The 23,216-nt window shown below is 33.1% G+C and carries 24 protein-coding genes; 12 read left to right on the top strand and 12 right to left on the bottom strand.

What is annotated here, in order from left to right; genetic code table 11:
* Nucleotides 1-23 precede the first annotated feature (23 nt).
* Nucleotides 24-1,217 carry a Pycsar system effector family protein gene (locus Q9Q97_RS08145; protein ID WP_306156065.1) on the top strand — a complete coding sequence of 398 codons (1,194 nt, stop codon included), beginning with the start codon at nt 24-26 and terminating at the stop codon, nt 1,215-1,217.
* Between the two features lie 299 nt (nt 1,218-1,516).
* On the opposite strand, the gene Q9Q97_RS08140 is transcribed toward Q9Q97_RS08145, so the two are convergent.
* On the bottom strand, nt 1,517-3,886 hold the full coding sequence (locus Q9Q97_RS08140; protein ID WP_306156064.1) for a GAF domain-containing protein: 2,370 nt from the start codon (nt 3,884-3,886) through the stop codon (nt 1,517-1,519).
* 226 nt (nt 3,887-4,112) lie between these two features.
* Between Q9Q97_RS08140 and Q9Q97_RS08135 the strand changes: the two genes are divergently transcribed.
* Both Q9Q97_RS08135 and Q9Q97_RS08130 read left to right on the top strand, forming a co-directional pair.
* A complete protein-coding gene (locus Q9Q97_RS08135) occupies nt 4,113-4,865 on the top strand; it encodes an SDR family oxidoreductase (protein WP_306156063.1) in 753 nt (250 codons plus the stop codon).
* 73 nt (nt 4,866-4,938) lie between these two features.
* On the top strand, nt 4,939-5,520 hold the full coding sequence (locus Q9Q97_RS08130; protein ID WP_306156062.1) for a TetR/AcrR family transcriptional regulator: 582 nt from the start codon (nt 4,939-4,941) through the stop codon (nt 5,518-5,520).
* A 277-nt stretch (nt 5,521-5,797) separates the two neighbouring features.
* Here Q9Q97_RS08130 and Q9Q97_RS08125 read toward each other — a convergent pair whose 3' ends face one another.
* The 9 genes from Q9Q97_RS08125 to Q9Q97_RS08085 all read right to left on the bottom strand — a co-directional run bounded on the left by Q9Q97_RS08125 (nt 5,798) and on the right by Q9Q97_RS08085 (nt 12,527).
* Nucleotides 5,798-6,856 carry a nucleoid-associated protein gene (locus Q9Q97_RS08125; RefSeq protein ID WP_306156061.1) on the bottom strand — a complete coding sequence of 353 codons (1,059 nt, stop codon included), beginning with the start codon at nt 6,854-6,856 and terminating at the stop codon, nt 5,798-5,800.
* Between the two features lie 45 nt (nt 6,857-6,901).
* Nucleotides 6,902-7,261: a four helix bundle protein gene (locus Q9Q97_RS08120; RefSeq protein ID WP_306156060.1), complete on the bottom strand. Its 360-nt coding sequence runs from the start codon at nt 7,259-7,261 to the stop codon at nt 6,902-6,904.
* A 112-nt stretch (nt 7,262-7,373) separates the two neighbouring features.
* Nucleotides 7,374-7,916, bottom strand: a complete 543-nt coding sequence (locus tag Q9Q97_RS08115) for a hypothetical protein (protein WP_125719847.1) — start codon at nt 7,914-7,916, stop codon at nt 7,374-7,376.
* 211 nt (nt 7,917-8,127) lie between these two features.
* Nucleotides 8,128-8,727, bottom strand: a complete 600-nt coding sequence (locus tag Q9Q97_RS08110; RefSeq protein ID WP_306156059.1) for an HPP family protein — start codon at nt 8,725-8,727, stop codon at nt 8,128-8,130.
* A gap of 101 nt (nt 8,728-8,828) precedes the next feature.
* Nucleotides 8,829-10,109, bottom strand: coding sequence for a chloride channel protein (locus tag Q9Q97_RS08105; protein ID WP_306156058.1), 1,281 nt, complete (start codon nt 10,107-10,109; stop codon nt 8,829-8,831).
* A gap of 372 nt (nt 10,110-10,481) precedes the next feature.
* Nucleotides 10,482-10,871, bottom strand: a complete 390-nt coding sequence (locus Q9Q97_RS08100; protein ID WP_306156057.1) for a VOC family protein — start codon at nt 10,869-10,871, stop codon at nt 10,482-10,484.
* On the bottom strand, nt 10,871-11,446 hold the full coding sequence (locus tag Q9Q97_RS08095; protein ID WP_306156056.1) for a sugar O-acetyltransferase: 576 nt from the start codon (nt 11,444-11,446) through the stop codon (nt 10,871-10,873). The genes Q9Q97_RS08100 and Q9Q97_RS08095 overlap by 1 nt, the downstream gene beginning before the upstream one ends.
* A gap of 3 nt (nt 11,447-11,449) precedes the next feature.
* Nucleotides 11,450-11,908: a YciI family protein gene (locus tag Q9Q97_RS08090; protein WP_306156055.1), complete on the bottom strand. Its 459-nt coding sequence runs from the start codon at nt 11,906-11,908 to the stop codon at nt 11,450-11,452.
* A 160-nt stretch (nt 11,909-12,068) separates the two neighbouring features.
* Complete coding sequence (locus Q9Q97_RS08085) at nt 12,069-12,527, bottom strand: DinB family protein (RefSeq protein ID WP_306156054.1); 459 nt, start codon at nt 12,525-12,527, stop codon at nt 12,069-12,071.
* Between the two features lie 140 nt (nt 12,528-12,667).
* On the opposite strand from Q9Q97_RS08085, the gene Q9Q97_RS08080 reads away from it, so the two are divergent.
* The 9 genes from Q9Q97_RS08080 (at nt 12,668) to Q9Q97_RS08040 (ending at nt 19,704) form a co-directional block, all read left to right on the top strand.
* Entirely contained in the window at nt 12,668-14,833 is a 2,166-nt protein-coding gene (locus tag Q9Q97_RS08080) for a TonB-dependent receptor (RefSeq protein WP_306156053.1), read from the top strand.
* 284 nt (nt 14,834-15,117) lie between these two features.
* On the top strand, nt 15,118-15,525 hold the full coding sequence (locus Q9Q97_RS08075; RefSeq protein WP_306156052.1) for a DUF2141 domain-containing protein: 408 nt from the start codon (nt 15,118-15,120) through the stop codon (nt 15,523-15,525).
* Between the two features lie 48 nt (nt 15,526-15,573).
* Nucleotides 15,574-16,194: a hypothetical protein gene (locus tag Q9Q97_RS08070; protein ID WP_306156051.1), complete on the top strand. Its 621-nt coding sequence runs from the start codon at nt 15,574-15,576 to the stop codon at nt 16,192-16,194.
* A 19-nt stretch (nt 16,195-16,213) separates the two neighbouring features.
* Nucleotides 16,214-17,551, top strand: a complete 1,338-nt coding sequence (locus Q9Q97_RS08065; protein ID WP_306156050.1) for a 2TM domain-containing protein — start codon at nt 16,214-16,216, stop codon at nt 17,549-17,551.
* Nucleotides 17,551-17,874 carry a 2TM domain-containing protein gene (locus Q9Q97_RS08060; RefSeq protein ID WP_306156049.1) on the top strand — a complete coding sequence of 108 codons (324 nt, stop codon included), beginning with the start codon at nt 17,551-17,553 and terminating at the stop codon, nt 17,872-17,874. Before Q9Q97_RS08065 ends, Q9Q97_RS08060 begins: the two co-directional genes overlap by 1 nt.
* Nucleotides 17,855-18,184: a 2TM domain-containing protein gene (locus tag Q9Q97_RS08055; protein ID WP_306156048.1), complete on the top strand. Its 330-nt coding sequence runs from the start codon at nt 17,855-17,857 to the stop codon at nt 18,182-18,184. Before Q9Q97_RS08060 ends, Q9Q97_RS08055 begins: the two co-directional genes overlap by 20 nt.
* A gap of 2 nt (nt 18,185-18,186) precedes the next feature.
* On the top strand, nt 18,187-18,498 hold the full coding sequence (locus Q9Q97_RS08050; protein WP_306156047.1) for a 2TM domain-containing protein: 312 nt from the start codon (nt 18,187-18,189) through the stop codon (nt 18,496-18,498).
* 14 nt (nt 18,499-18,512) lie between these two features.
* On the top strand, nt 18,513-18,896 hold the full coding sequence (locus Q9Q97_RS08045) for a 2TM domain-containing protein (protein ID WP_306156046.1): 384 nt from the start codon (nt 18,513-18,515) through the stop codon (nt 18,894-18,896).
* Nucleotides 18,897-18,936: 40 nt separating this feature from the next.
* On the top strand, nt 18,937-19,704 hold the full coding sequence (locus tag Q9Q97_RS08040; RefSeq protein WP_306156045.1) for a LytTR family DNA-binding domain-containing protein: 768 nt from the start codon (nt 18,937-18,939) through the stop codon (nt 19,702-19,704).
* A 289-nt stretch (nt 19,705-19,993) separates the two neighbouring features.
* On the opposite strand, the gene Q9Q97_RS08035 is transcribed toward Q9Q97_RS08040, so the two are convergent.
* Nucleotides 19,994-21,019, bottom strand: a complete 1,026-nt coding sequence (locus Q9Q97_RS08035) for a COX15/CtaA family protein (protein ID WP_306156044.1) — start codon at nt 21,017-21,019, stop codon at nt 19,994-19,996.
* Nucleotides 21,020-21,374: 355 nt separating this feature from the next.
* Nucleotides 21,375-22,805 (bottom strand): CCA tRNA nucleotidyltransferase, encoded by a 1,431-nt coding sequence (locus tag Q9Q97_RS08030; protein WP_306156043.1) that lies wholly within the window; start codon nt 22,803-22,805, stop codon nt 21,375-21,377.
* Between the last annotated feature and the right edge of the window lie 411 nt (nt 22,806-23,216).

The following is a 23,216-nucleotide window of genomic DNA, read 5'->3' as shown; positions in this document are numbered from 1 at the left end:
TTAGTGGTATAAAAATATTCTCTATGAATCTAATAGAACAATCCGAAGATTTCGTCAGTAATTTACTCAAAGATAAACTTTCTAATTTATATTCTTACCATAATTTTAATCATACTTTTACTGTTGTAACAGCGGTAAAAGAACTTTGTAAGAAAGAAGATGTAAAAGATGAGGACAAAGAAGCACTTTTGGTTGCCGCATGGTTTCATGACACGGGGTATATTGAAGGATATGAAAATCATGAAAAAGAGAGCACTAAAATAGCTGCTGAATTTTTACGTGAAAAAGGAAAATCGGAAGAATTTATAGCCTTAGTGTCGAGTCTGATTATGGCTACCGTTAAAGAATATGAGCCTAGAACACATTTAGAAAAAATTATTCGCGATGCAGATTACGCTCATTTAATGGGTGAAGAATATGCTACAACCTGCGAATTGCTTCGTCTGGAATTGAAAAATGCCGGAATAGTAAGTTTTTCTAATGCCGAGTGGACGAGGGAAAATTTAAATTTCTTATTGAATAAACACCGTTTTTACACCGATTATGCCTTAAGAAAATGGCAGCCTCTGAAAGAAAAAAATCTATTATTAATTCAGAAAAAAATAAATAAGCAGGAATTGAAAGCGGCGGCGGCACTAGAAGAAGAAAATAAAAAGAAAGAAAAAGCAGAAAAGGCCGAAAAACCAGATCGCGGAATCGATACTTTATTTCGTGTCACGCTCGGGAATCATACGCGTTTGAGCGGTATTGCCGATAGTAAAGCCAATATTTTATTGTCTGTAAATGCTATTATTATTTCAATTGCATTATCGTCTATTATTCCAAAATTGGATAGTCCAAAAAATGCTCATTTAGTGGTTCCAACTTTTATTATGCTGATGTCTAGTGTAATTACCATTATTTTTGCCATTCTTTCTACGCGTCCAAAAGTAACTTCAGGATTTTTTACCAGAAAGGACGTTGAAGATAAGAAAGTCAATTTGATGTTTTTTGGAAATTTCTATAAAATGCCTCTGGAAGACTACGATTGGGCAATGAATGAAATGATGAAAGACCGTGATTATCTGTACTCTACTATGATTAAGGATTTATATTATCTGGGATTGGTTTTACAGCGAAAATATAATCTGCTTCGAATTGCCTATAACTTTTTTATGGTCGGAATAATTATAACCGTTATTGCTTTTGTTATTGCTTTTAAAGGCCTTACCCTTTAGTGTGATTTTTGATTAAACACATAGAAACATAGATTTTTTTTGTTTGAAAAAGATTATTGAAAGAAACTAGTTTTTAACACATAGCTAAAAATGCAGAAAGCTTTGTCAAAGTTTAAAACTTTGACAAAGCTTTTTTAATTGGTATTTGATCCCGTTGGGGTCATACATACATTATCGTAATTTTTTGCTATAAATATTTAACCTCTCCGAGGTCAGTTTTCTTCGGCAGAAAATTCTTGATGGCTATGAATATTTGACCTCTCCGAGGTTGGTTTTTCAATTATTTATAACGCATTAGCTTAATTTATTTCATCCAACAAATCTTGATATGTTATTTTTTTAATTTCTGAAACTGTTGCGTTGTTGATTACTTTTACACGAATGGCTCTCAGACCAGAAACGCCCTGAAGATCTTCAACTTCAAATTGTTCAATTGAAGGTTCTAGGATTTTTTTGTGCTGCAGGTATTTAATATATTTTAAATATTCTGCTTCTTCGCTGTTTTGAGAATATACAATTGTGATTTTTTCTTTTTCTGTAATTCTTTCTGTACTTCCTTTAATATGCGATTTGTCAATTCGTTTTTTAACGACTTCATATCTCGCATTATAGGTTCCGTCGACATCAAATCGTTTTTCATCCATTCTAAAGCGGATGGAAAGAGGAGAACTGAAAACCAAAATCAAAGAAGTAACGTCCAATTCATAAGGAAGCGAAGTCTTCAAATCATGATGCTCCAATTCCATTTCGCATAAAGTCTGCAATTGCCATAAACGAAGGTTGTGCAAATACATAATATCGAATGGTTTGGTTGGAGAAATTGAAGCTCCAATGTATAAATTGTGTTCTACACCATCTGTTTTAAAACGCTCGTAATAATGCGGATAAATCTGCTGTGCCTCAACTTGTTTTCTGTCTAAAACCGTAGCCAATCTTTTGTTGATAATAGACATTGCGTTATCAAACTTTTTTCTTTCCTGATAAAACATTCCGGTTTTTTCATCAAGATTATCAAAGTATGATGTAGTCAGCTTTTCGCTTTTTGCATTGCCTTGGGTGTTTTTTAAAATTGGATGAATTTCTTCTTCTATATAGCGCTGAACATGCTGTTCTGTATCTGCTTTTAAAGGGAAATCCAATTCGCTTCTCAACGATTCCAATTCAAATTTTCTTTGTTCCAAAAGAACAAGATTAGAATTTGGTTTTTGGTTGTCAAAAATTTCCAAAAGAGCCGTAAGCTGATTTTTCAAATCGATTTTTACGGTTTCATTTCGATGTTCAGACGAACCTTTTATATCAATCTGACCATACAACGGATATACATTTTTAAAAACGATTTCTTTAAAAATATAATCTTTAGTATGACTCATATTCTGAAAATAATTCTGCGATTCTCTCTTAAATTTCCAATACACACTTGGATGAATCGTAGTATATTCTCGCTGAATAATGGCCTCAATCTGATGCTGCATGTCGGTATTGTAGCGATCAATAGTATCAGTCAAATACGGCAGAACCAAATCTAGTTTTGTAGCATTTACGCTGTTTAAATCTCGAGGATTTTTAGAAACCAATTCGACAACACCCAATAAATGTCCGTTTTTAATAACCGGTGCAAAAATACAGCTTTGAATTCCTTGCGTTAATAAATGCTCGCCAAGTCTTTTATTGGTTGACTGCTCTGTAAATTTGCTGACATTCGAAATAACAAAAGGTTCTTTATTGTCGAGTAAATTTTCGAAAGAACATCCGAAAAAAGCATTTTTGCAATCTACTTCCTGATCGGCAGAAAGTAAAAAGCTTTTCATCTGATTTTCGTATTTAGAAGGTCTTATAAATTTCTCTTCCTCAGGATTATAAATAATAAAACCTACTTTTAGGTTCGGAAGATTAAAAATCGACTGAAAAATATTAGAAATTTCCTGATCTGTTGCAACTGTTTTTGGTCCAGGTTTCAGCAAATTACTTTTAAGTATAGAAATAGCACTTTCTGTTGTAGCATCAAACAAAGAAACAATTCCGAAACCTCTTAAAATCCAGCTTCCTTTTGGGAATTTAGATTTCCACAAATTAATATCGTTATAATTATCTATTAATTGATCAATATCTTCTTGAGTTAATGGAACAGAGTTTTCAGTTGGAATAATTTCCATAAAATCAGCATTATATAAAATTCTGTAATGCTTTTCTACACCATTTTCATCTGGAATGTCATAGAAAAAAGGTTGATTAAAATCAATACGCTGATTGTAATAGTAACTTAAAATTAGGCAACAATTATTAATATAGAATTGATGGTCGCTAAAATCACGAATTTCCATATAAAACTCGTCCCCAGCATTTTTAAGAATCTTTTTAAAGCGTTCTGAATAATTGAAAGAAATGTTTTGAAATGGAATCGTTACCGCTTTTATTTCGTTGTGTGTTAAGGCAGTAGGAAATAAGTCAGCAAGAATGTTTTTGATTAAAGCTTCATTTTTTTTGATAACTGAATAATCTGTGATTCCGGTTCTTAATTCTGGAATCAATTCAATTTGTTCTAAAATCGCTTTGGCATAGTTGGATCTGTAATCAACATCAGACAAAGCAATTTCTTCAAAAGATTCAATTAACTTGTGAAATGAAATTATGGTGGTAAAAGGACTTTCTTTAAAAAATTGAATATCCATGGGAGTAATTTTTTAATGCAAAATTAAGGATAAATTAAGAATGCTCGACATTTTTCGATTTCTTTCGTCTATTGCTGCATAATAGTTTTCCTTATAATTAAAGGCTTTAGAAAAGCAGTATTTTATTTTAACTAAAAATTAACACATTAAATAACGGAACGATCGTTCCGTTATTATATCTTTGTATCATAATAATTGAATAATCAATAACTTAAAAACAAATAAAATGAAAAATTTAGAAAACAAAGTTGCTATAGTAACAGGGGGTAACAGCGGAATTGGATACGCAGCAGCGACAGATTTAGCAGCAAAAGGAGCAAAAGTAATTGTAACTGGAAGAAACAAAGAAGCTCTAGCAAAAGCGGAAACAGAATTGGGAGTAAAAGGAATTGTAGCCGATCAATCTGATTTGAAATCGATCGATAATTTGGTTGAAGAAGTAAAAGCACAATACGGAAAAATTGATATTGTATTCTTAAATGCTGGTACAGCGTCATTTGCGCCTTTAGATTTAGCTTCTGAAGATCATTATGATACTATCATGAATGTGAACGTAAAAGGAGTTTATTTTTCAGTTCAAAAACTGCTTCCAATTTTAAACGACGGTGGATCTATCATTTTTAATACTTCTATCAATGCACACGTCGGAATGCCAAATTCTAGTGTTTATGCAGCAAGTAAAGCAGCAGTATTATCTTTTAATAAAGTATTTGCAACCGAATTGGCTCCAAGAAAAATTAGAGTAAATGCTGTTTCTCCTGGGCCAGTTGAAACGCCGCTTTATGGCAAATTAGGTTTAGAAAAACATGAAGTTGAAGGTTTTGGAGCTGTATTAAGCGAAAAGATTTTATTAAAACGTTTTGGTCAGTCAGCAGAAGTTGCTAAAACTGTAAGTTTCTTAGCTTCAGATGATGCTTCTTTCATTACAGGAACCGAAATAGTGGTAGACGGTGGACTTACAGTAAATTCTGTAGTTTAATTTTTTGCTCTAATTCAGGAACGATTGTTCCGTATTTTTTGTATCTTTACAGTGTAATTCAAATTTTGAAGTCATGGCTAGAACAAAAGAATTTAATGAAGATCAGGCTTTAGACAAAGCGGTAGAAATTTTTTGGCACAAAGGTTACAACGGCACTTCGGCGCAGGATTTGGTCACACATTTGGGATTGAGTCGTTCGAGTTTGTACGATACTTTTGGCGATAAGCAGCAACTTTTTTTTAAAGCTTTGAAAAAATACCAGATTCAAGGTCAAGATGCTATAAAAGAACTTTTGGAAGAATCTGAAGATATAAAAGAGGCTTTTACTCAAATTTTTAAACAAGCTGTAAAAGAAAGCCTTGAAGACCGAATTACAAAAGGCTGTTTTATGGTAAACTCTTCAGTCGAATTAGCCATGCATGACGAAGCGATTGCAAAAGTGGTAAGCGAGAATCGCCAAACGATGGAAGATATTTTTCTGAAAGCGGTAGAAAAAGGGCAGAAGGCAGGACAAATTTCAACTAAACTCGATGCGCTAACATTGTCCAGATTTTTATACAATAATTATTCTGGAATTCGGGTTTTGGCACGAGCGGGTGAAAAGAACAAACAAGTTTATGATGATATTCTAAAAGCAATGTTTAGTTTGTTTTAATCTATAAAGTTTGAAGCAATACTAAATGCTAATTATTTTAAACGCAAAGATCGCAAAGGATTTTATTTAAGATTTTCAAACCAACGCAAAGAGTTTGCAAAGCTTTATCCATACTGCTTTGCGAACTTTTTATATAAAGATAAAACAAACCGAGTTTTAAAAACTTAGCGATCTTTGCGTTTAAATTTTAAAAATTATAAAGAAATAAAAAACGGCAGTTACAAATTGTAATTGCCGTTTTTTGTGTTGTAAGTAAGTAATAGAAAATGAAAACTTCTTAGCTTTTTTCTTCTTTATTGAAGTAAACTAAGTAGTAATACATTTGTTTTTCTTCATCCCAGCCTTTTTCAACAAATTTTTCTGCACTTTCTGGATTAATAAAATCCATTTTAATCTGAATGTGAGTATCTAAGTTAATCACATTTTTAATCGATTTTCTAGCGTCAGAAACTGCTGCGTTGGCGATAGGGAATGAGGTTACATCTTCGATGCTGTATTTTTCTCCTTTATCAACTTTATAGTTTTTAAATTCAGGAATCAAATCAGGATTGTCTAGTACTTCATTCAAGAAATTCTGCTCTTCAAACTGATCATTTTTAGCGAAATAATTCACAGATCGGTTCATAAACATTACTTCCTCTTTCTTGTCTTCTGCTGGCAAAACAACGTCTTTTGCGAAGTTTTGACAGAATTTTAAATATTTTTTAGTGATGAAATTTTCATCTTCAAAAGCATCAACAGATAAAAAGTGTTCTAGCCAGTAACGCGCATCATAACGGTTGCTGTCTACAGTCAGGATTTTGTATCCTTCTTCTTTTTTGTAATTGAAAATCAAACATCCTTTATCTAATTTACTTAGGTTAATTCCCTGCTGTAAAATCATTTCAAGGTTGCTTCCGTTTTCTTCAAACTGTAAAAAATCTGCTTGAAGTTCGCTTTTAAAAATTCCGATTGCATCAACAACATTGTTGTCAATACTTAGATTAGTCAAATAAGTCACATAAACTTCGCCGTTTTTAATGTGCGGGTGATTTGACTGTTCGTATAAATGTTTTGTGATGTTTTTAGAAACCTCATGAATATTAGCCGGATTAGCAAAAATCTCAGTAGCATATTTGAACATGTCATTGTAATCCAAGTCCACTTCGTGTGCAAACTGATAATAGTTTTCTTCTTTTTCTCTAAAAGGCTTAAAAAAGAATTCTTTTATCAAAGGAACAATTTCATCATTTAAATTAAATGGTTGCTCCGATAAAAAAATAGCTTCGTTACGGCTTTTGTTTCCTACGCGATGTATCGCAAGGGTATCGATGTGGGTGTTGAATAGATTGATCATTTTTTTTCTAGTTTCATAGAAACAAAGTGACAAAGAGACAAAGGTTTATTTGCGGTCTTTTAATTTTTTTATAAAAGCGCTCAGCATTCGTTCCAATTCTCTACTTTCTCCGTTTGTTTTACTGAATTGATACTCGTTTATATATTTTAAATTGAATGAAATTTCAAGTTGTGTCTGCATTTCGAATAATGATGACATAGAAATATTTAAGAATCTTAATAATTCAATTTTTCCATCTCTGCCGTATCCTTCAGCAATATTACTAGGTATTGATATTGAGGATCTTCTAATTTGCGAAGATAACCCATAAATTTCTTCTTTTGGAAATGAATTTGTTAGTTGGTAAATTTCAGTTACCAGATTCATAGATTTTTGCCAGATAAAAAGGTCTCGAAAAGTTTTCATATTTTATATTTAGAAAATTAAATATAAAAACAAGAAAAAACTTACAAAGTGTTAATCTCGAAAAGCAAAAAACTTTGCTCCTTTGTCACTCTGTCACTTTGAATCTATAAAACTAATTCCAATTCTCCTCAAATCCATAATCTTCGAAGCTATCGTCGCCTTCGAACATGTCAAGATCATCTTCGTCAAGATCGTCTTCAAATTCTCCGTAGATATCGTCGTGCATGTCATCTGCCTCAAAGTTTTTTTCGATGGCGTCTGCAGGCATTTCACCGTGAGAAAATAAAGTTTCTGGATAGGTAACTCCAACTTGTTCGTCTTCTACAGCAGCCAATTCAACTAAGAAAGTCCACATGCTGATGAAGTCATAAACGTAGATAATCTTTGTATTTTCTTTGTCTAAAATGCTAGATAACGGATAATCGTTCATGGTTCTTATTTCGCCAGGAACATCTCCTGTATCAAAAAGCGGAATTTCATCTTCTTGATTCCAAGTATCATCACAAGTATAAAATGAAGCCACTTCTGATCCGTCAAAGCCAAAAGAGTTGAAGATTGCATTGTGTAAATCCTCAAGAGTATCCTCCTCAAGAATTGCAATGTCTCTAAAAATATCTTCTTCGGCGTCTAGAATAACTCTAAATTTATAAACCATAATCTTTGTTTTTATTGAGAGGTCAAAGGTAAAATATAAAAAACGAAATACGAATCTCGAATCGTGATTTGTTGAAAAGATTTTAATCTTCTGGTTTTCTGTTTTTTAATTATCGCGGTCCTGCAAGGTTTCCAAAACCTTGTAGGTCTGTTTTTGTTGTTAAAGATATACCTACAAGGTTTTGGAAACCTTGCAGGAAAGAAACAAAAAACTATTTTCTCGCCAATCTCTTTCTTAATTTATGATAGTGCTTGTGATACGTACTATGGCTTGGATAACTTCTGCTCGAAGTCATATTATTAAAAATTAAAGCTGTTAAAAGTAAAATCAGAACTCCTGTAAAAACTGGTGAAAGAACATACATATATCCTAAAGCTTTTACTTTTTCAGTTCCGATAACTGCAATCAAAGCTGTTGCTCCTCCAGGCGGGTGCAGCGTTTTGGTAATCTGCATTAAAATAATGGCAATTGAAACCGCAAGAGGTGCAGCAATCCACATAATGTCTGGAACCAGTTTATGAACTGTAACCCCAACAAAAGCAGAAATTACATGTCCGCCAACTAAATTTCGAGGTTGAGAAAACGGACTCTGAATAATTCCGTAAACCAAAACACTCGACGCTCCAAAAGAACCAATTAAATAAACAGCATCTGGACCTGAAAAATGGATGGATTGCACATAAGCCAAAATTCCGATTCCGACGAAAGAACCTAAAAATGACCAAAAGTGTTCTTTATAATCAATTAATGTTTCTTTATATAAAATGTAGCGTGTTTTTCGATAGCTTCTTTTTATTTTTTCAGTTGGCATAATGTGTGGTATTTTACTTGAGCGTTGTGCTTTTTAATACATTTCGATCCCTGCTATTAAACATAGCTAAATGCTATTTTTCTAAAATTTAGGTGTTAAAATTATTTAATTAAACTTGGAGAATAACTGTATACGGTATACGGATAAATAGTTTTTGCCGTATATTTTGAGATTAAACAAACAACCAGAATTGGGAAAAATAATGTATAATCATTCGTTAAACCGCAAACCAAGAAAATGGCAGTAAAAGGAGCATGAATACTTGCACTTAAAACCGCTGCCATTCCGATAATCATAAAGTTAACCGGAATTACATTTACATGAAAAAAGCTGTTTAAGATAGAAGCCAGCAATAATCCTAAAAACGCACCAATGAATAAACTTGGAGCAAAAACACCTCCATCGCCTCCAGAAGCCAGCGTGATCGAAGTTACAATTGGTTTTAGAATTAAAATACCAATAAATGTTAGTGCTAAAGTTATCGTAAGCTGTGCTTGATGTGCATTTCCGAAAATTCCTTTAATAGCGTGGTAACCTTCTCCGTATAACTGTGGGAAAAAGAATAAGGAAAGACTTAAAACTGCAGATCCTAAAATGATTTTGTAATAATGCGTATCGATTTTACCAAATTGTGATTTAAAGAATAAAACACAACGCGTTAGATAAACCGAATTCATTCCCGCTAAAATTCCTAAAAGAATGAAGTACGGAATTGCTTTTAGATTCCAAGTTGCAATTGAAACGGCAAACAAAGGTTCTTCTTTTAAAATTGTCAATAAACCGAAAGCTATAGAAACCGCAATTAAATTTGAAATGATAAAAGCGCGGGTTACTTTTCTTGAAATTACTTCGAAAGCAAATAAAACTCCCGCAATTGGACTGCTGAAAAGCGCTGTAACACCCGCTGCAACTCCTGCACATATTAATTCGGTTTTATACTGGCGGAAAACATTTTCTTTTTCGTGCGCAACAGAACCAATCGTTGCTGTAGCTACTACAGTAGAAACTTCGATTCCAGTTGAGCCTCCGAAAATAACCGTTAATAATCCGTTTATGAAGTGTGATGGAATTTTATAAGAAGGAAGATTTTTAGATTTTGATGCGGTACTTTCAAAAACTTCTTTGATGCCTTTGTTTTCTTTCTTCTTGAAAAGATACTGTCTCAAGAAATAAATTACTGATAATCCGAAAACTGGAAATACGATGTAAAATATCGGATGAACAGAGACTTCATGAAAGAAGATTTCTTCGTAATATTCGGTTATTTTTTTAAGTGAGATTCCGAGAAAGGCTGAAAGAAAGCCAATTAAGATAGAAACAATAACTAATTTTCGGAATTTAATGAATTGATGATTTTTTTTGATTTGCGCCGTTTTGTTCATCAGAAGTAAGTTTGCTGTCCGCACTTTTTTTATGCGGGTTACAAAATTAAGAAGCAAATTCGGTTTTTTCTAGAAAATATTGATTTTAGTGTGTTAAAATCGATATAAACAAGAAAATTCTTTCTCTTTATGGTATTGCCACGAAGTCGCTAAGGCTCGAAGTTTTTTATTTGAATTGCCTCTAGCTTTAGCTAGAGGTTAACATAAGATAAGTAAAAAAGGCTTTAGCCAAATAAATGATATTTGGCTAAAGCCCTTCTAAGAGATTAGAATTTATTCATCCAGCTAAAGCTGGACGCAATTTATTTTAATAATTATTTTTAGAGATGGACAAAAAAACTTAGTGCCTTTGCGCCTTAGTGGCTAAAAATCTTAACGCTCATAAAACTCAATCGGCAGTAAATCTGGATCGGAGATAAAAGTGAAACGTTTTTCAGTGGTTTCATCAATTCTAATAGGTTCAGATTCTATATTATTTGAATCTAAAAAAGCAATTGTTTCTTCTAAATTAATTACTTCAAAAGCCAAGTGACGAAGTCCAACAGCTTCAGGCCTTGAAGGTCTTTGCGGTGGATTAGGAAATGAGAATAATTCGACTACATAAGTGCCATTTAAAGCCAAATCTAATTTGTAAGATTGGCGTTCTTCTCGGTAAATTTCTCTAATTATGGTTAAACCTAAAATCTGGGTATAGAAATATTTCGATTTTTCGTAATCAGAACATAAAATGGCAATATGGTGGACTTTATTGAGGGTAAGCATTATTTTTTTGATTCAGATTCTTGATTTAATTTTCGAATAACTTTTGCCGGATTTCCAACGGCAAGCGAATTGTCTGGGATATCTTTTGTCACAACAGATCCGGCTCCGATAACACAGCCTTTTCCGATGGTAACTCCAGGGCAGATCACCGAATTTCCGCCAATCCAAGTGTCGTCACCAATGGTAATGGGATAAGCATTTTCTAAAGTTCTTCTCAATTCAGCGTCAAGCGGATGGTGTGCGGTATAAATTTGAACATTTGGCGCTATGAAAACATTGGAGCCAATATGTACAGGGGCACAATCCAAAACGACACAATTCACATTAAAATAAACGTTGTCACCAGCAAAAATATTATAGCCGTAATCACAATGAAACGGCGGTTCAATATAAAAACCAGCTCCAGTATTGGGAATCAGTTCTTTCAGGATTTCTTTTGCTTTTTTGGTAACTCGATATTCTTTTACGTTTAAATTGTGCAAAAGATTTTTTGCAGCACGACGTCCTTTAACTAATTCTGGATCAAAGGCATTATAATATTCGCCAGAGATCATTTTTTCTTTTTCTGATTTCATATTTTACATTTTCGTCTTGGCAATTTTGTCATGAATTTTTACAGTTTCCTGTAGTGCTGCGGTGCAATACCAAGGCGTTAATTCGGCTTCGAGCAGATTGGCTTTTATGGCGGGATCGGTAGCAACAAGCGCTTTGGCTTCTTCTACAGTTTCTACATTAAAAACATAAATGCCGCGATAATTTCTATCGTTTTTCATAAAAGGCCCAGCAACAACTAGCTTTCCTTCTTTAGCCAATTTATTAATATTCGCCATGTGGCCTTCAAAAAGTTTTTTGGTTTCTTCTTTAGAAGCCGTTGTATTGCTTCCAGATTTTAAAAGACAAAAAACATATTTCTTCATTCCGTATTCGTCGGCATGGAGAGATTTGGCTAAGGCTTCATCGTATTTTACTTCAGTTTCTTGTGAAAAACCAATTGTACTGAAAAATAGAAATGCTAGAATAAAAAGTGAGGTTTTCATATAAATGTTTTTTTATTTTTAACACATAGAAACATAGTTTAAAAGCGTAGTAAAGGCATTTCATTTCCATACATTCACATAGACTATGTGTAAAATCTAGATTTTTAAATATTCTTTTCTGAGAAATAAAAAATCTATGTTTCTATGTGTTTCAATTGAACTAAACCAGTTTCTTCAAAATAACAATCTGCCCTAAATGATACACATCATGCTGAATAATTCCATGAATATGTTCGTAATACGTATGACCATTATTAACGTAGATTTTAGCTAAATCTTCATCATTAAAATTTTCGAAAAAAGCAGTCCAAGAATCTTGGGATTTTGCTAAAGTCTGAAGAGATTGTTCCCAAGCTACTTCTGAAGGATCCAGAACAGGAACAAAATAATTATGGTCTGGCGTAATAATCACTTCGCCTTGCATGCGCTCTAGAATATTTCTTCTCCATTGTATCAAATGATTCACAATTTCCCAAATCGTATTAAGATTCGGATTGGCTTTTTTGTAAGCTTGTTCTGCAGTAACATTTTTTAAGGTATCGGCTAAATTAACTTCTAGCCAAGGATTTCCGTTATAGATGGATTGATATAAATTTGAGATTCTTTTACTTTCTGACATAAAATGATGATTTTGGAATTCCAAGCTAAGATACAAATTAGTCATTTACAACTCATCCTCGAAATTCTACAATTGGGTTATTATATATTTTTTAACGTTTATGGTTGAAATACATTTGCTTCATCAAAACCAAAGATGACATGAAAACCAAATTATTTTTTACCCTTAGTTTTTTATTTTTTACGGCATTAATTTTTGCTCAGAACACTATTTCAGGAAAAGTCGTAGATCAAAAAGGAAAACCAGTTGCGGGTGCAAACATATATATTGACGGAACTTACGACGGAGCAACAAGTTCTGAAACTGGAGATTTTTCTTTTGAAACTACAGAAACAGGAAACAAATTTTTAGTGGTTAGTTTTTTACTTTTCGAAACTTACAAACAAGAAATTGATGTTGCCAATTATAAAGATCAAACAGTAAAACTGAGAGAAAATGTAAACGCGTTGGATGCAGTTGTAATCACGGCTGGAACTTTAGAATCTGGAGACAAGGCAAGAGTTTCGGTTTTAAAACCTTTAGATATTGTAACCACAGCAGGTTCTGCTGGAAATATTGTGGCGGCATTGCAAACTTTGCCAGGAACGCAGAGTGTTGGCGAAGACGGACGTTTGTTTGTACGTGGAGGAGAGGCGAGCGAAACGCAAACTTTTGTGGACGGAATTCGCGTAGCACAGCCTTACGGAGCAACAACGAATAATTTGCCAACTAGAAGCCGTTTTTCTCCTTTCTTGTTTAGCGGAATCGCATTTTCTACAGGAGGTTATTCTGCAGAGTATGGTGAAGCTTTATCGAGTGTTTTGCTTTTGAATACGAATGATGATGAAGATCACGAAAAAACAGATATCGGATTAATGACCGTTGGTTTGAGTTTAGGAAATACGCAGAAATTCAAAAAAAGCACTTTGAGCGTAAATATGGCTTACATCAATCTGGCGCCGTACCAAGCGGTGATTCCACAAAACGTAGATTGGAATAATCCGTATCAATCGCTTGGAGGTGAAACGGTTTACAGATATAAATTCACAAATGGAGTTTTTAAATTGTATGCTTCATTCGATTCTGAAAAATTCGATTTAAATCAGAAAAACATCAACTTCGAAAACCCGATTCGCACTGACATGAACAATAATAACTTCTATTTGAATTCATCTTATAAAGGAAGTTTCGGAACAGGTTGGACGTTGACTTCTGGAGTGAGTTACGGTTACAGCAAAAACAAATTGAAATATGATATTACTGGAATCGATGCTCAAGAAAATGCGGCTCAATTGAAATTGAAGTTGAGCAAGAAGTTTTCAAACTATTTCAGATTGTCTGCCGGAACAGATTATTTCATTACAAAATACAATGAAAATGTAGCTGATAATATTTCGCTTGATGTAACAAATGGTTATAATTCTAACATTTTTGCAGCGTACACAGAAGGAGATGTTTCATTTTCTAAAAACTTAGCTTTAAAAGTAGGTTTGAGATTTTCGAATAATAGTTTGCTAAACGAAAACAATATTGCGCCAAGAGCTTCATTAGGATATAAAGTTTCAAAAACGAGCCAGTTCTCTTTTGCTTACGGAGATTTTTCGCAAACGCCTGTTGTAGATTATATTAAATATTCGAAATACCATCAGTTTGAAAGCGAAAAAGCACAGCATTATATTTTAAATTACACCTTTACAAGACCTGGTCAGACGCTGAGAGCTGAGGCTTATTACAAAGATTACAGCAATTTAGTTCAATACGATACGAGAGATATTCAATACAATTCGGTTTTTAATAATAACGGATCGGGTTACGCAAAAGGATTGGATATTTTTTGGAGAGACAGCAATTTATACAAAAACTTAGAATATTGGATCTCATACTCTTACATCGATTCAGAAAGACAATACAAGAATTTTCCAAACATGGCAACTCCAAGTTTTATTGCCAATCATAATTTATCTGTCGTAACCAAATATTTTATCACAGACTGGAAATCGCAAATTGGTTTTACAAACAGCTTCAGCACAGGACGTCCGTACAACGATCCAAATCAGACGCAGTTTATGAATGGAAAAACAAAATCGTACAATAGCTTGAGTTTTAACTGGGCGTATTTATTAACAACGCAAAAAATCCTTTATTTCTCCGTTTCAAATCTTTTAGGAACGCAAAACGTTTTCGGTTACGATTATGCTAAAACCCCAGACCCAAGCGGAGTATATCAAAGACAAGCGGTAGTGCCAACAGCAGACAGATTCTTCTTCGTAGGTTTCTTCTGGACGATTAGTCAGAATAAGAATGAGAATCAGTTGAAGAATTTGTAAATAAGTTGCAAAGGGGCAAAGTGACAGAGGGGCAAAGATTTTAAAAAAGCAGGTAAAAACTTTGTCACTTTGCTACTTTGAAACTTTGTCACTCCAAAAAAAACAATTCAGTAACCAAAATCAACAACTCAGTATCATTTAGTTTTAAAAGACTAAAAACCAGCATACTTTTGAAGAGTAAATTAAAAGAGACTGAGAAACAAAGTGACAAAGAAACAAAGCTTAGAACCTTAGCATCTCAGAACCTTAGAAGCTTAAAAAAAGAACCTTAAAAAAAACAAATCATGACCAAAATTATTACCATAACTATTTTATTTATCTGCAACTTAATGTCTGCACAGAATGTGAAATTGACTGTTGCTGTTTCAGGATTGAAAAATGATACGGGAAACGTTAAAGTAGGATTGTACAATTCAGAAGTGACATTTCTTAAAACAATTTACAAAAGCCTTGCTTCTGAAATTAAAGACAATAAGGCCGTTGTAACTTTTGATAATCTTCCTGCGGGAGTATATGCCATTTCGACTTATCATGATGAAAATAGCAACGGAAAGCTTGACAGAAACGCAATGGGAATTCCGTCTGAAGAATATGCAGCTTCAAACAATGCAAAAGGATTTATGGGACCTCCTTCGTATAATGATGCTAAATTTACTGTAAGTAAAGATTCAAGAATTGAAATTACATTCTAATAACAAATAACTAATCCATATAAAAACAACCATTTAATTATTTATAAAATGAAAAAAATCATCACTTTAATCGCATTATTTATAGTAGGAATAAGTTCAGCACAAACACAATTTGAACAAGGAATGAACAAAGCTTTCGGACTTTGGAAAGAAGGAAAAAATACTGAAGCTTCTGCTTTATTTGAAAGAATTGCGGCTGCCGAAAAAAACAGTTACCTGCCAAATTATTATGTAGGCTTAATAAATTCATTGGCCGTTTTTACTGAAAAAGATAAAACAAAAATCGACTTGCTATTGACAAAAGCTCAAGATGCTGTTGATGTTGAAATGATTAAAGATCAAAGCAATTCAGAATTGTATGTTTTACAAGCTTTAATTTACACAGGATATGTTGTGGCAGACCCGATGACAAACGGAATGAAATATTCTGGTAAAGTAATGGAAGCTTACGCGAAAGCAAAAGCATTAGACCCAACAAATCCGAGAGCAGTTTTTGGTGAAGCAGATTATCAGTTGGGCGGTGCAAAATGGACGGGAGTAGACACAAAACCTTTATGTGCGCAAGTTGATAAATCTATCGAACTTTTTAATAATTTTAAACCAGCTACGCCATATTCTCCAAAATGGGGATTAGAAAGAGCGTTAGAAATTCAAAAAACTTGTAAATAATTTAATCGTTATAAGCCTCATGATATTAAAACCCAATTTGTTAAAAGCATGTTTAGTTGGAGGAATAGTATTTTTATTTTCTTTTCTAATTCGATTTGCTTCTTTAGGAACTGCAGTTTTCAATAAGAATCTTTCTATTTATTTCTTGTACTGCATGCTTTACAGTGTGGTTTTGTATATCGTAAACGTTGTTCTTTTTGAGTTTTTAGATAAAGTTTTCAAGGCAAATCCCTATTCCATAAAGAGAATTGTAATAGGTTTTGTAAGTTCATTTTTTATATCGATGATCATTATTGGAGTATTGCGTTTGTTTACAAGTGTAATAATCGAGAATAAGACCATCATAGGTTTTCTGGCAAATGAAAAGGCAGAAAATTATATAGAATCTGCAGTTATGACCTTTATTGTGCTGCTATTTTTTCATGGACTTAATTTTTATAAACTCTATCAGGAAAACAAAGTCACGCAGCAAAAGATTATCGCAGGAACGGCAAATGCCAAATTTGAGAGTTTAAAAAACCAGATCGATCCGCATTTTCTTTTTAACAGTTTAAATGTTCTTAGTTCTTTAATTGAAGAAAATCCAGATAATGCACAGCGTTTTACGACTTCGTTGTCTAAAATTTACCGCTATGTTTTAGAACAGAAAGATAAAGAATTGGTTTCGGTTGAAGATGAATTGTCATTTGCAAAAACCTATATGAATTTGCTTAAAATGCGTTTCGAAAATAGCTTGTTTTACGAATTGCCAACAGAAAACATCAATCCAGAAGCCAAAGTGGTGCCGCTTTCTTTACAGCTTTTGCTAGAAAATACCGTAAAGCACAATGTGGTAAGCGAACAAAAACCGCTTCATATTAGAATTTTTATTGATGGAGATTATCTGGCGATTCAGAATGATCTTCAGAAAAAAGAAGTTTTGCAGGACAGACAAGGTGTCGGACTGCAGAATATTGTAAACCGATACGGAATTATAACCGACAGGAAAGTGAAAGTTCAGGAAGATGAAAAGAATTTCACCGTTAGGATTCCGATTTTAACCAAACAAATTGCGGTTATGGAAATGAGTGCAGAATATACAGACGAGGCAAAAGCGTATTATAGAGCCAAAAAAAGAGTAGAAGAGTTAAAGGGATTTTATGGAAATGTAATTTCATATTGTTGTGTAATTCCGTTTTTGATTTTTATCAATCTAAGATTTTCACCACAATTTCAATGGTTTTGGTTTTCTGCTTTAGGCTGGGGGTTCGGAGTTGCCATGCATGCTTTTAAGGTTTTTGGTTACAGCTCAGATTGGGAAGAAAGAAAAATTCGTGAGATTTTAGAAAAAGACAACAAACAAAAAACGTGGAAATAATGGAAAAAGATTTCACAGAAGCAGAGCGTTATTATGATGCCCAGAAAAAAGTAAAAGAAATAAGAGGATTTTACGAGCATTTGACCGTGTACGTTTTATGCAATCCCATTGTGATTGTTGTCAATTATATGACTTCTCCAGAATATCTTTGGTGGGTATGGTCTGTAATGGGATGGGGAATGGCAATCGTATTGCATGGGTTAAAAGCTTTTGAATATCCGCCTTTTTATAATAAAAAATGGGAGCAGAAAAAGATTCAGGAAATTTTAGAAAAAGAAAACCAAAAACGACTTGAAAATAATCATGGAAACAAATTTGAGTAATGATCAGGAAGAAACAATTCTAAAAGAATTGGCAAGTAAAAAAGTAATTCAGCTGAAATATTTTTACAAACATTTGTTCATTTACACTATTGTAATGCTTCTTTTTCTTTTAAAAGAATACACAAATCTTCCCGTTAATTTCATTCCGATAAAATATTTAAATTGGGTAGTTATGATTATCTGGTCGGCTGTAGTAGCAGGTTCTGCAATAGATTTGTTTGCTTCGACTAAAATATTTGGGCAAGAATGGGAAAAGCGTAAAATGAAAAGCATTCTAGAAAAAAAATATAAAAAACAAAAATGGGAATAATTATGGAAAGGAATTTAAGCGAAGAGGAAAAATATATCCAAGCTAAAAAGAAGGTTGAAAACATTAAGGGATTTTACGGAAATCTTCTGGCTTTCGTATTAGTAAATGCAATTTTAATCTTTATTAATTTATACACATCGCCAAGTTATTTATGGTTTTTCTGGCCATTGCTGTGGTGGGGAGTTGGCGTTCTTTTTCACGGATTAAAAGTTTTTGAAGTTTTTCCAGGAATGGGTAAAGAATGGGAAGAAAGAAAAATCAGGGAGTTTATGGAAAAAGAAAAGGAAAAACAGAATAAAAATAAGTGGCAATAATTTAAAATATAGTTATGGGACGTTTTAGAAGAAATAGATACGAAGATTATACAAGCCAGCATTTTGGAGAAGAGTATACTAATGACGAAAGTTATAATGCAGCTTATAAAAGAGTAAAGAAACTTAAAGGGTTTTATTCTCATGTGAAAATTTACATTATCATAAATATTATCATCATTATATCCAGTTTAACCCGATCTAGTTTTACTAGAGGAATTGATTTTAGCGGTTTATCTGAATGGCATACTTATTCGACTGCATTTTTCTGGGGAATTGGTTTAGCGGCTCACGGATTGTCTGTTTTTGGTTCTGATCTGTTTTTCGGTCAAGACTGGGAAAAGAGAAAAATTCAAAAATATATGGAGAAAGACGCCGCAAATCAAAATAAATGGGAGTAACTTTGAAATACTATTTTTTCTAAATTTTACAATCGAGTAAATGATCACATTAATTATAGAAGACGAAAAACCAGCGGCAAGACTGCTGCAAAGAAAGCTTGAAAAATTAGACGTAACCGTAGAAACAATGCTTCATTCTGTTGAAGAATCGGTAGAATGGTTCTCCAATAATCCGCATCCCGATTTGATTTTTCTGGATATTCAGCTCTCAGATGGTTTGTCATTCGAAATTTTTGAAAAAATAGACATTAAAAGCGCTATCATTTTTACAACGGCTTATGATGAGTATGCTTTAAAAGCCTTCAAACTTAACAGTATAGATTATCTTTTAAAACCAATTGACGAAGATGATCTGGAAACGGCCGTAGCAAAATTCAAATCGCGTCTTCCAAAAGCCACAACAGAGACTTCAAACTTACATCTGGATTTTGAACAGATTCGTCAGATGCTTTCTAACCCTTTTGAGAAGACGTATAAAAAAAGATTTACCGTTAAAATCGGTCAGCACCTAAAAGTAATTACCACAGAAGAAATCGAATGTTTTTTTAGTGAAAACAAAGGAACTTATATTCATACCTACGACAATCGCGATTATTTGATCGATTCGACTTTAGAGATTTTAGAACAGGAATTAGACAAAAAGGATTTCTTTCGCGTAAGCAGAAAATTTATTGTTCCGTTAAAAGCAATTAAAGAAATTCAGGTTTATACCAATTCTCGTCTAAAAGTGATTCTTCCAACTTACAAAGAAGATGAGGTAATTGTAAGCCGAGAAAAAGTTCAGGATTTTAAATCTTGGTTGGGATAGGTTTTTTTAATGTGAAATGTAAAATGTAAGATGCAAAATGTGCATTATGATTTCAACGGATTAAAATCCGTTGCTACAATATTTTTGCCATTCCTACGGAATTTCTTTTTAGATTAAATTATTCAGTTGAAAAAGAACCATCGGTTCGACCAATATTGTAGCCCCGGATTTTAATCCGGGGGCGAAGGGTATCAAAATCAAAAGAGAGCCATCGGCTCAATTCATATAAAAACAGATAAAAAAAACAGCCGATTATTATCGGCTGTTTTTCTATTTAAATATTTCAAGATTATTTGCTCAATCTGTGCAATGTATACGTCATAGCACTCAAAAGGAAAAATGCCATAATCTGGTGAATTAGTCCTAAAGCCAATGGCACACTGTATAATAAAGTAAAAACGCCCAATAAAAACTGAATGAAAACAAAAACGACTAAAGTTTTGATTCCGTTTGCTTGAGTGTGCGTAAGCGTATATTTTTTGCTTTTGAAGAAAAGAAAAAGAATAATGGCAACCACTACATAAGCGAAAGTTCTGTGCACAAACTGAACACCGCTTTTTCCTTCAATTAAATTCTTCACTAAAGTCGATTGCTCAATAAAAACCGATTCGTGAATAAATTCGCCATCGCTCATTAAAGGCCAGTGATTGTGAATTAATCCTGCATTTAACCCCGCTACAAATCCGCCGTAAATAATTTGAATTAATAAAGCCACTAAAGCATAACGGGCAATATTTCGAAGAGGCAGAATTTTATTGATATTTCTCTCTGGATAAATTAAATCTAATGCAACCCAAAGCGTATAAGCAAAAGTAATAAAAGCAAAAGTTAAGTGTAATGAAAGTCTAAAATGGCTCACATCTGGATTGTCAATTAATCCGCTTCTTACCATAAACCAGCCTAAAAATCCTTGGAAACCTCCCATTGCTAGAAGCACAATACATTTTTTGATTGTATCCGTATCTAATTTCTTTTTAGCTAAAAAGTAAAGAAACGGAACAAAGAAAACCAAACCGATAATACGACCGATAAAACGGTGAAACCATTCCCAGAAATAAATGAATTTATAATCTGCCAATTGAAAATCGTTATGAATATTGATTTTTTGATATTCAGGGAATTTTTTGTATTCGTCAAAAGCGGCTTGCCATTTGGCTTCTGTTAGAGGAGGGAAGGTGTCGGTTACCAAATGCCAGTCGGTCATTGATAAACCTGAATTGGTTAAACGGGTGATTCCGCCAACAACAACCATTAAAAATAATAATACGCAACCTGATAGTAACCAAATGATTACTGATTTATTCTGTGTTTTCATTCTTTTCCGATTAATTCGATTTCAGTTTTTTGTTGAGAAATTCTTTTTAAATAAAATTTCAGTATAAAGAAGTTTGAAATACCATTCAAAGCAAATATTACTAATGTTTTAAGTATTCTTTCAATAAAATTATTATTTAACTTGAATTTTAAAGTGTCTGTTAAAATGTAAAGTTCGAAACTAAAGTATAGTAAAACAACTGTGATATTTATAGCTATACAATAAAATATAACGATCCACTTGTATTTGCTTTTTATTTGTTCTTGCCTTCTTCTTAATTCTTTGAAAAAAAGAAAATAAGATAATGATATGAGTGCAAAAAATAAAATAAAAATTAAATAGCTTACTAGATCCATTACTTCTTAAGTGTAAGATTTAACTTTTCAGCTCTTTTAATCACAAAATCATAAGCAGCTTGATATTCGTTTGGAATATCTCCTTCTAAAATAGCTTCTTTTACCGCTTCTTTTAAAATTCCGATTTCGCGTGAAGGTTTTAAGTCAAACATTTCCATAATTTCTTCTCCCGTAATTGGCGGTTGAAAATTACGAACATGATCGCGTTCTTCGACTTCAACGATTTTCTTGCGGACAAGCTCGAAATTTTTGTGATACTTTTTAAATTTTGCTGGATTTTTGGTTGTGATATCCGCTTCACACAAAGTCATTAAGTTTTCTACATCTTCGCCAGCATCAAAAACCAAACGGCGAACCGCACTATCTGTCACAATATCCTGTGCCAAAACAATCGGGCGAGAACTCATGATAACCATTTTCTGAACGAATTTCATTTTATGGTTCAAAGGCATGTGTAAGCGTTCGAATATTTTTTTAGCCATTTTTCCGCCCAAGAATTCATGACCGTGAAAAGTCCATCCTTGTTTTTTACTGAAACGTTTTGTTGGCGCTTTTCCAATATCATGCAATAAAGCTGACCAGCGAAGCCAAACATCGTCAGTATTTGGACAAATATTATCCACTACTTCTAGCGTATGGTAAAAATTGTTTTTATGGGTATGGCCTTCAATTTCTTCTACCTGATTCAACGCTGTCAATTCAGGTAAAATGATATCCAAAAGTCCTGTTTTATATAAAAGTAAAAATCCTGTTGAAGGTTTATCTGTTAAAAGAATTTTGTTCAATTCATCTACGATTCTCTCGCCAGAAATAATTTTAATGCGATCTGCATTTTTTGTAATTGCATTCAATGAATTTTCTTCAATTTCGAAATTCAGTTGAGTAGCAAAACGAATCGCACGCAACATTCTCAATGGATCATCAGAATACGTAATATCTGGATCCAAAGGTGTTTTTATTGTTTTATTTTCTAAATCTTGAAGACCATTAAAAGGATCTAAAAGGTCTCCAAAATTATTTTCATTTAAGGAAAGAGCAAATGCATTGATCGTAAAATCACGGCGGTTTTGATCGTCTTGCAATGTTCCGTTTTCCACAATCGGATTTCGGCTGTCACGAGTGTAAGATTCTTTTCTAGCACCAACAAATTCAATATCCGTATCTTCAAAACGAAGCATTGCAGTTCCGTAAGTTTTAAAAACCTGAACTTTTGGTTTGTTCGGAAGTAAGTCAGAAACCTTAAGCGCCAATTCAATTCCGCTTCCAACAGCCACAACGTCGATGTCTTTTTTAGAACCTCGGTTTAAAAGCAAGTCACGGACAAATCCGCCGATTACGTAAGAGTCAACGTTTAATTCCTTAGAAGCTTTCGAAATGATATCGAAGATTTTGTTTTGTAAAGCAGATTTATAGTTTGTTTGTACAGCCACGAATTCACGGATTTTAAATATGTTTATTCTTGAAGAGAATGAACGACTGCAAATTTACAACATAGAAAATGCCTAATACAATCTATCGACGACTTTTTTGAAGAAATTCTTAGTTTGAGGCATCAATTTTTATTGAAATAGAAAAGCAGAAAAAGGTTTGCCACGAATTACACGAATTTCCAAGAATTATTTTATTGTAAACCGTATAATTTTTTTGCCACAGATTAAAGTATTAAAAGGATTAAATCTGTGAAAATCCTTTTAATCTATGGCAGAAAAAAATGGGCAATTCTAGAAAATATGAATCCGAAGTATTCAAATGTTTATAGAAAAATAATTTGGTGCTTTTGATTCGACCCCTTCGGGGTCGCACGCCTCTGTCAATATAACAATTCTATAAATATTTGAATC

Origin of the sequence: Flavobacterium sp. DG2-3 (assembly GCF_030730925.1) — a bacterium.
GTDB lineage: Bacteria > Bacteroidota > Bacteroidia > Flavobacteriales > Flavobacteriaceae > Flavobacterium.
Note: the sequence above shows the minus strand (reverse complement) of the source record. Positions and strands in the feature narration are given on the sequence as shown.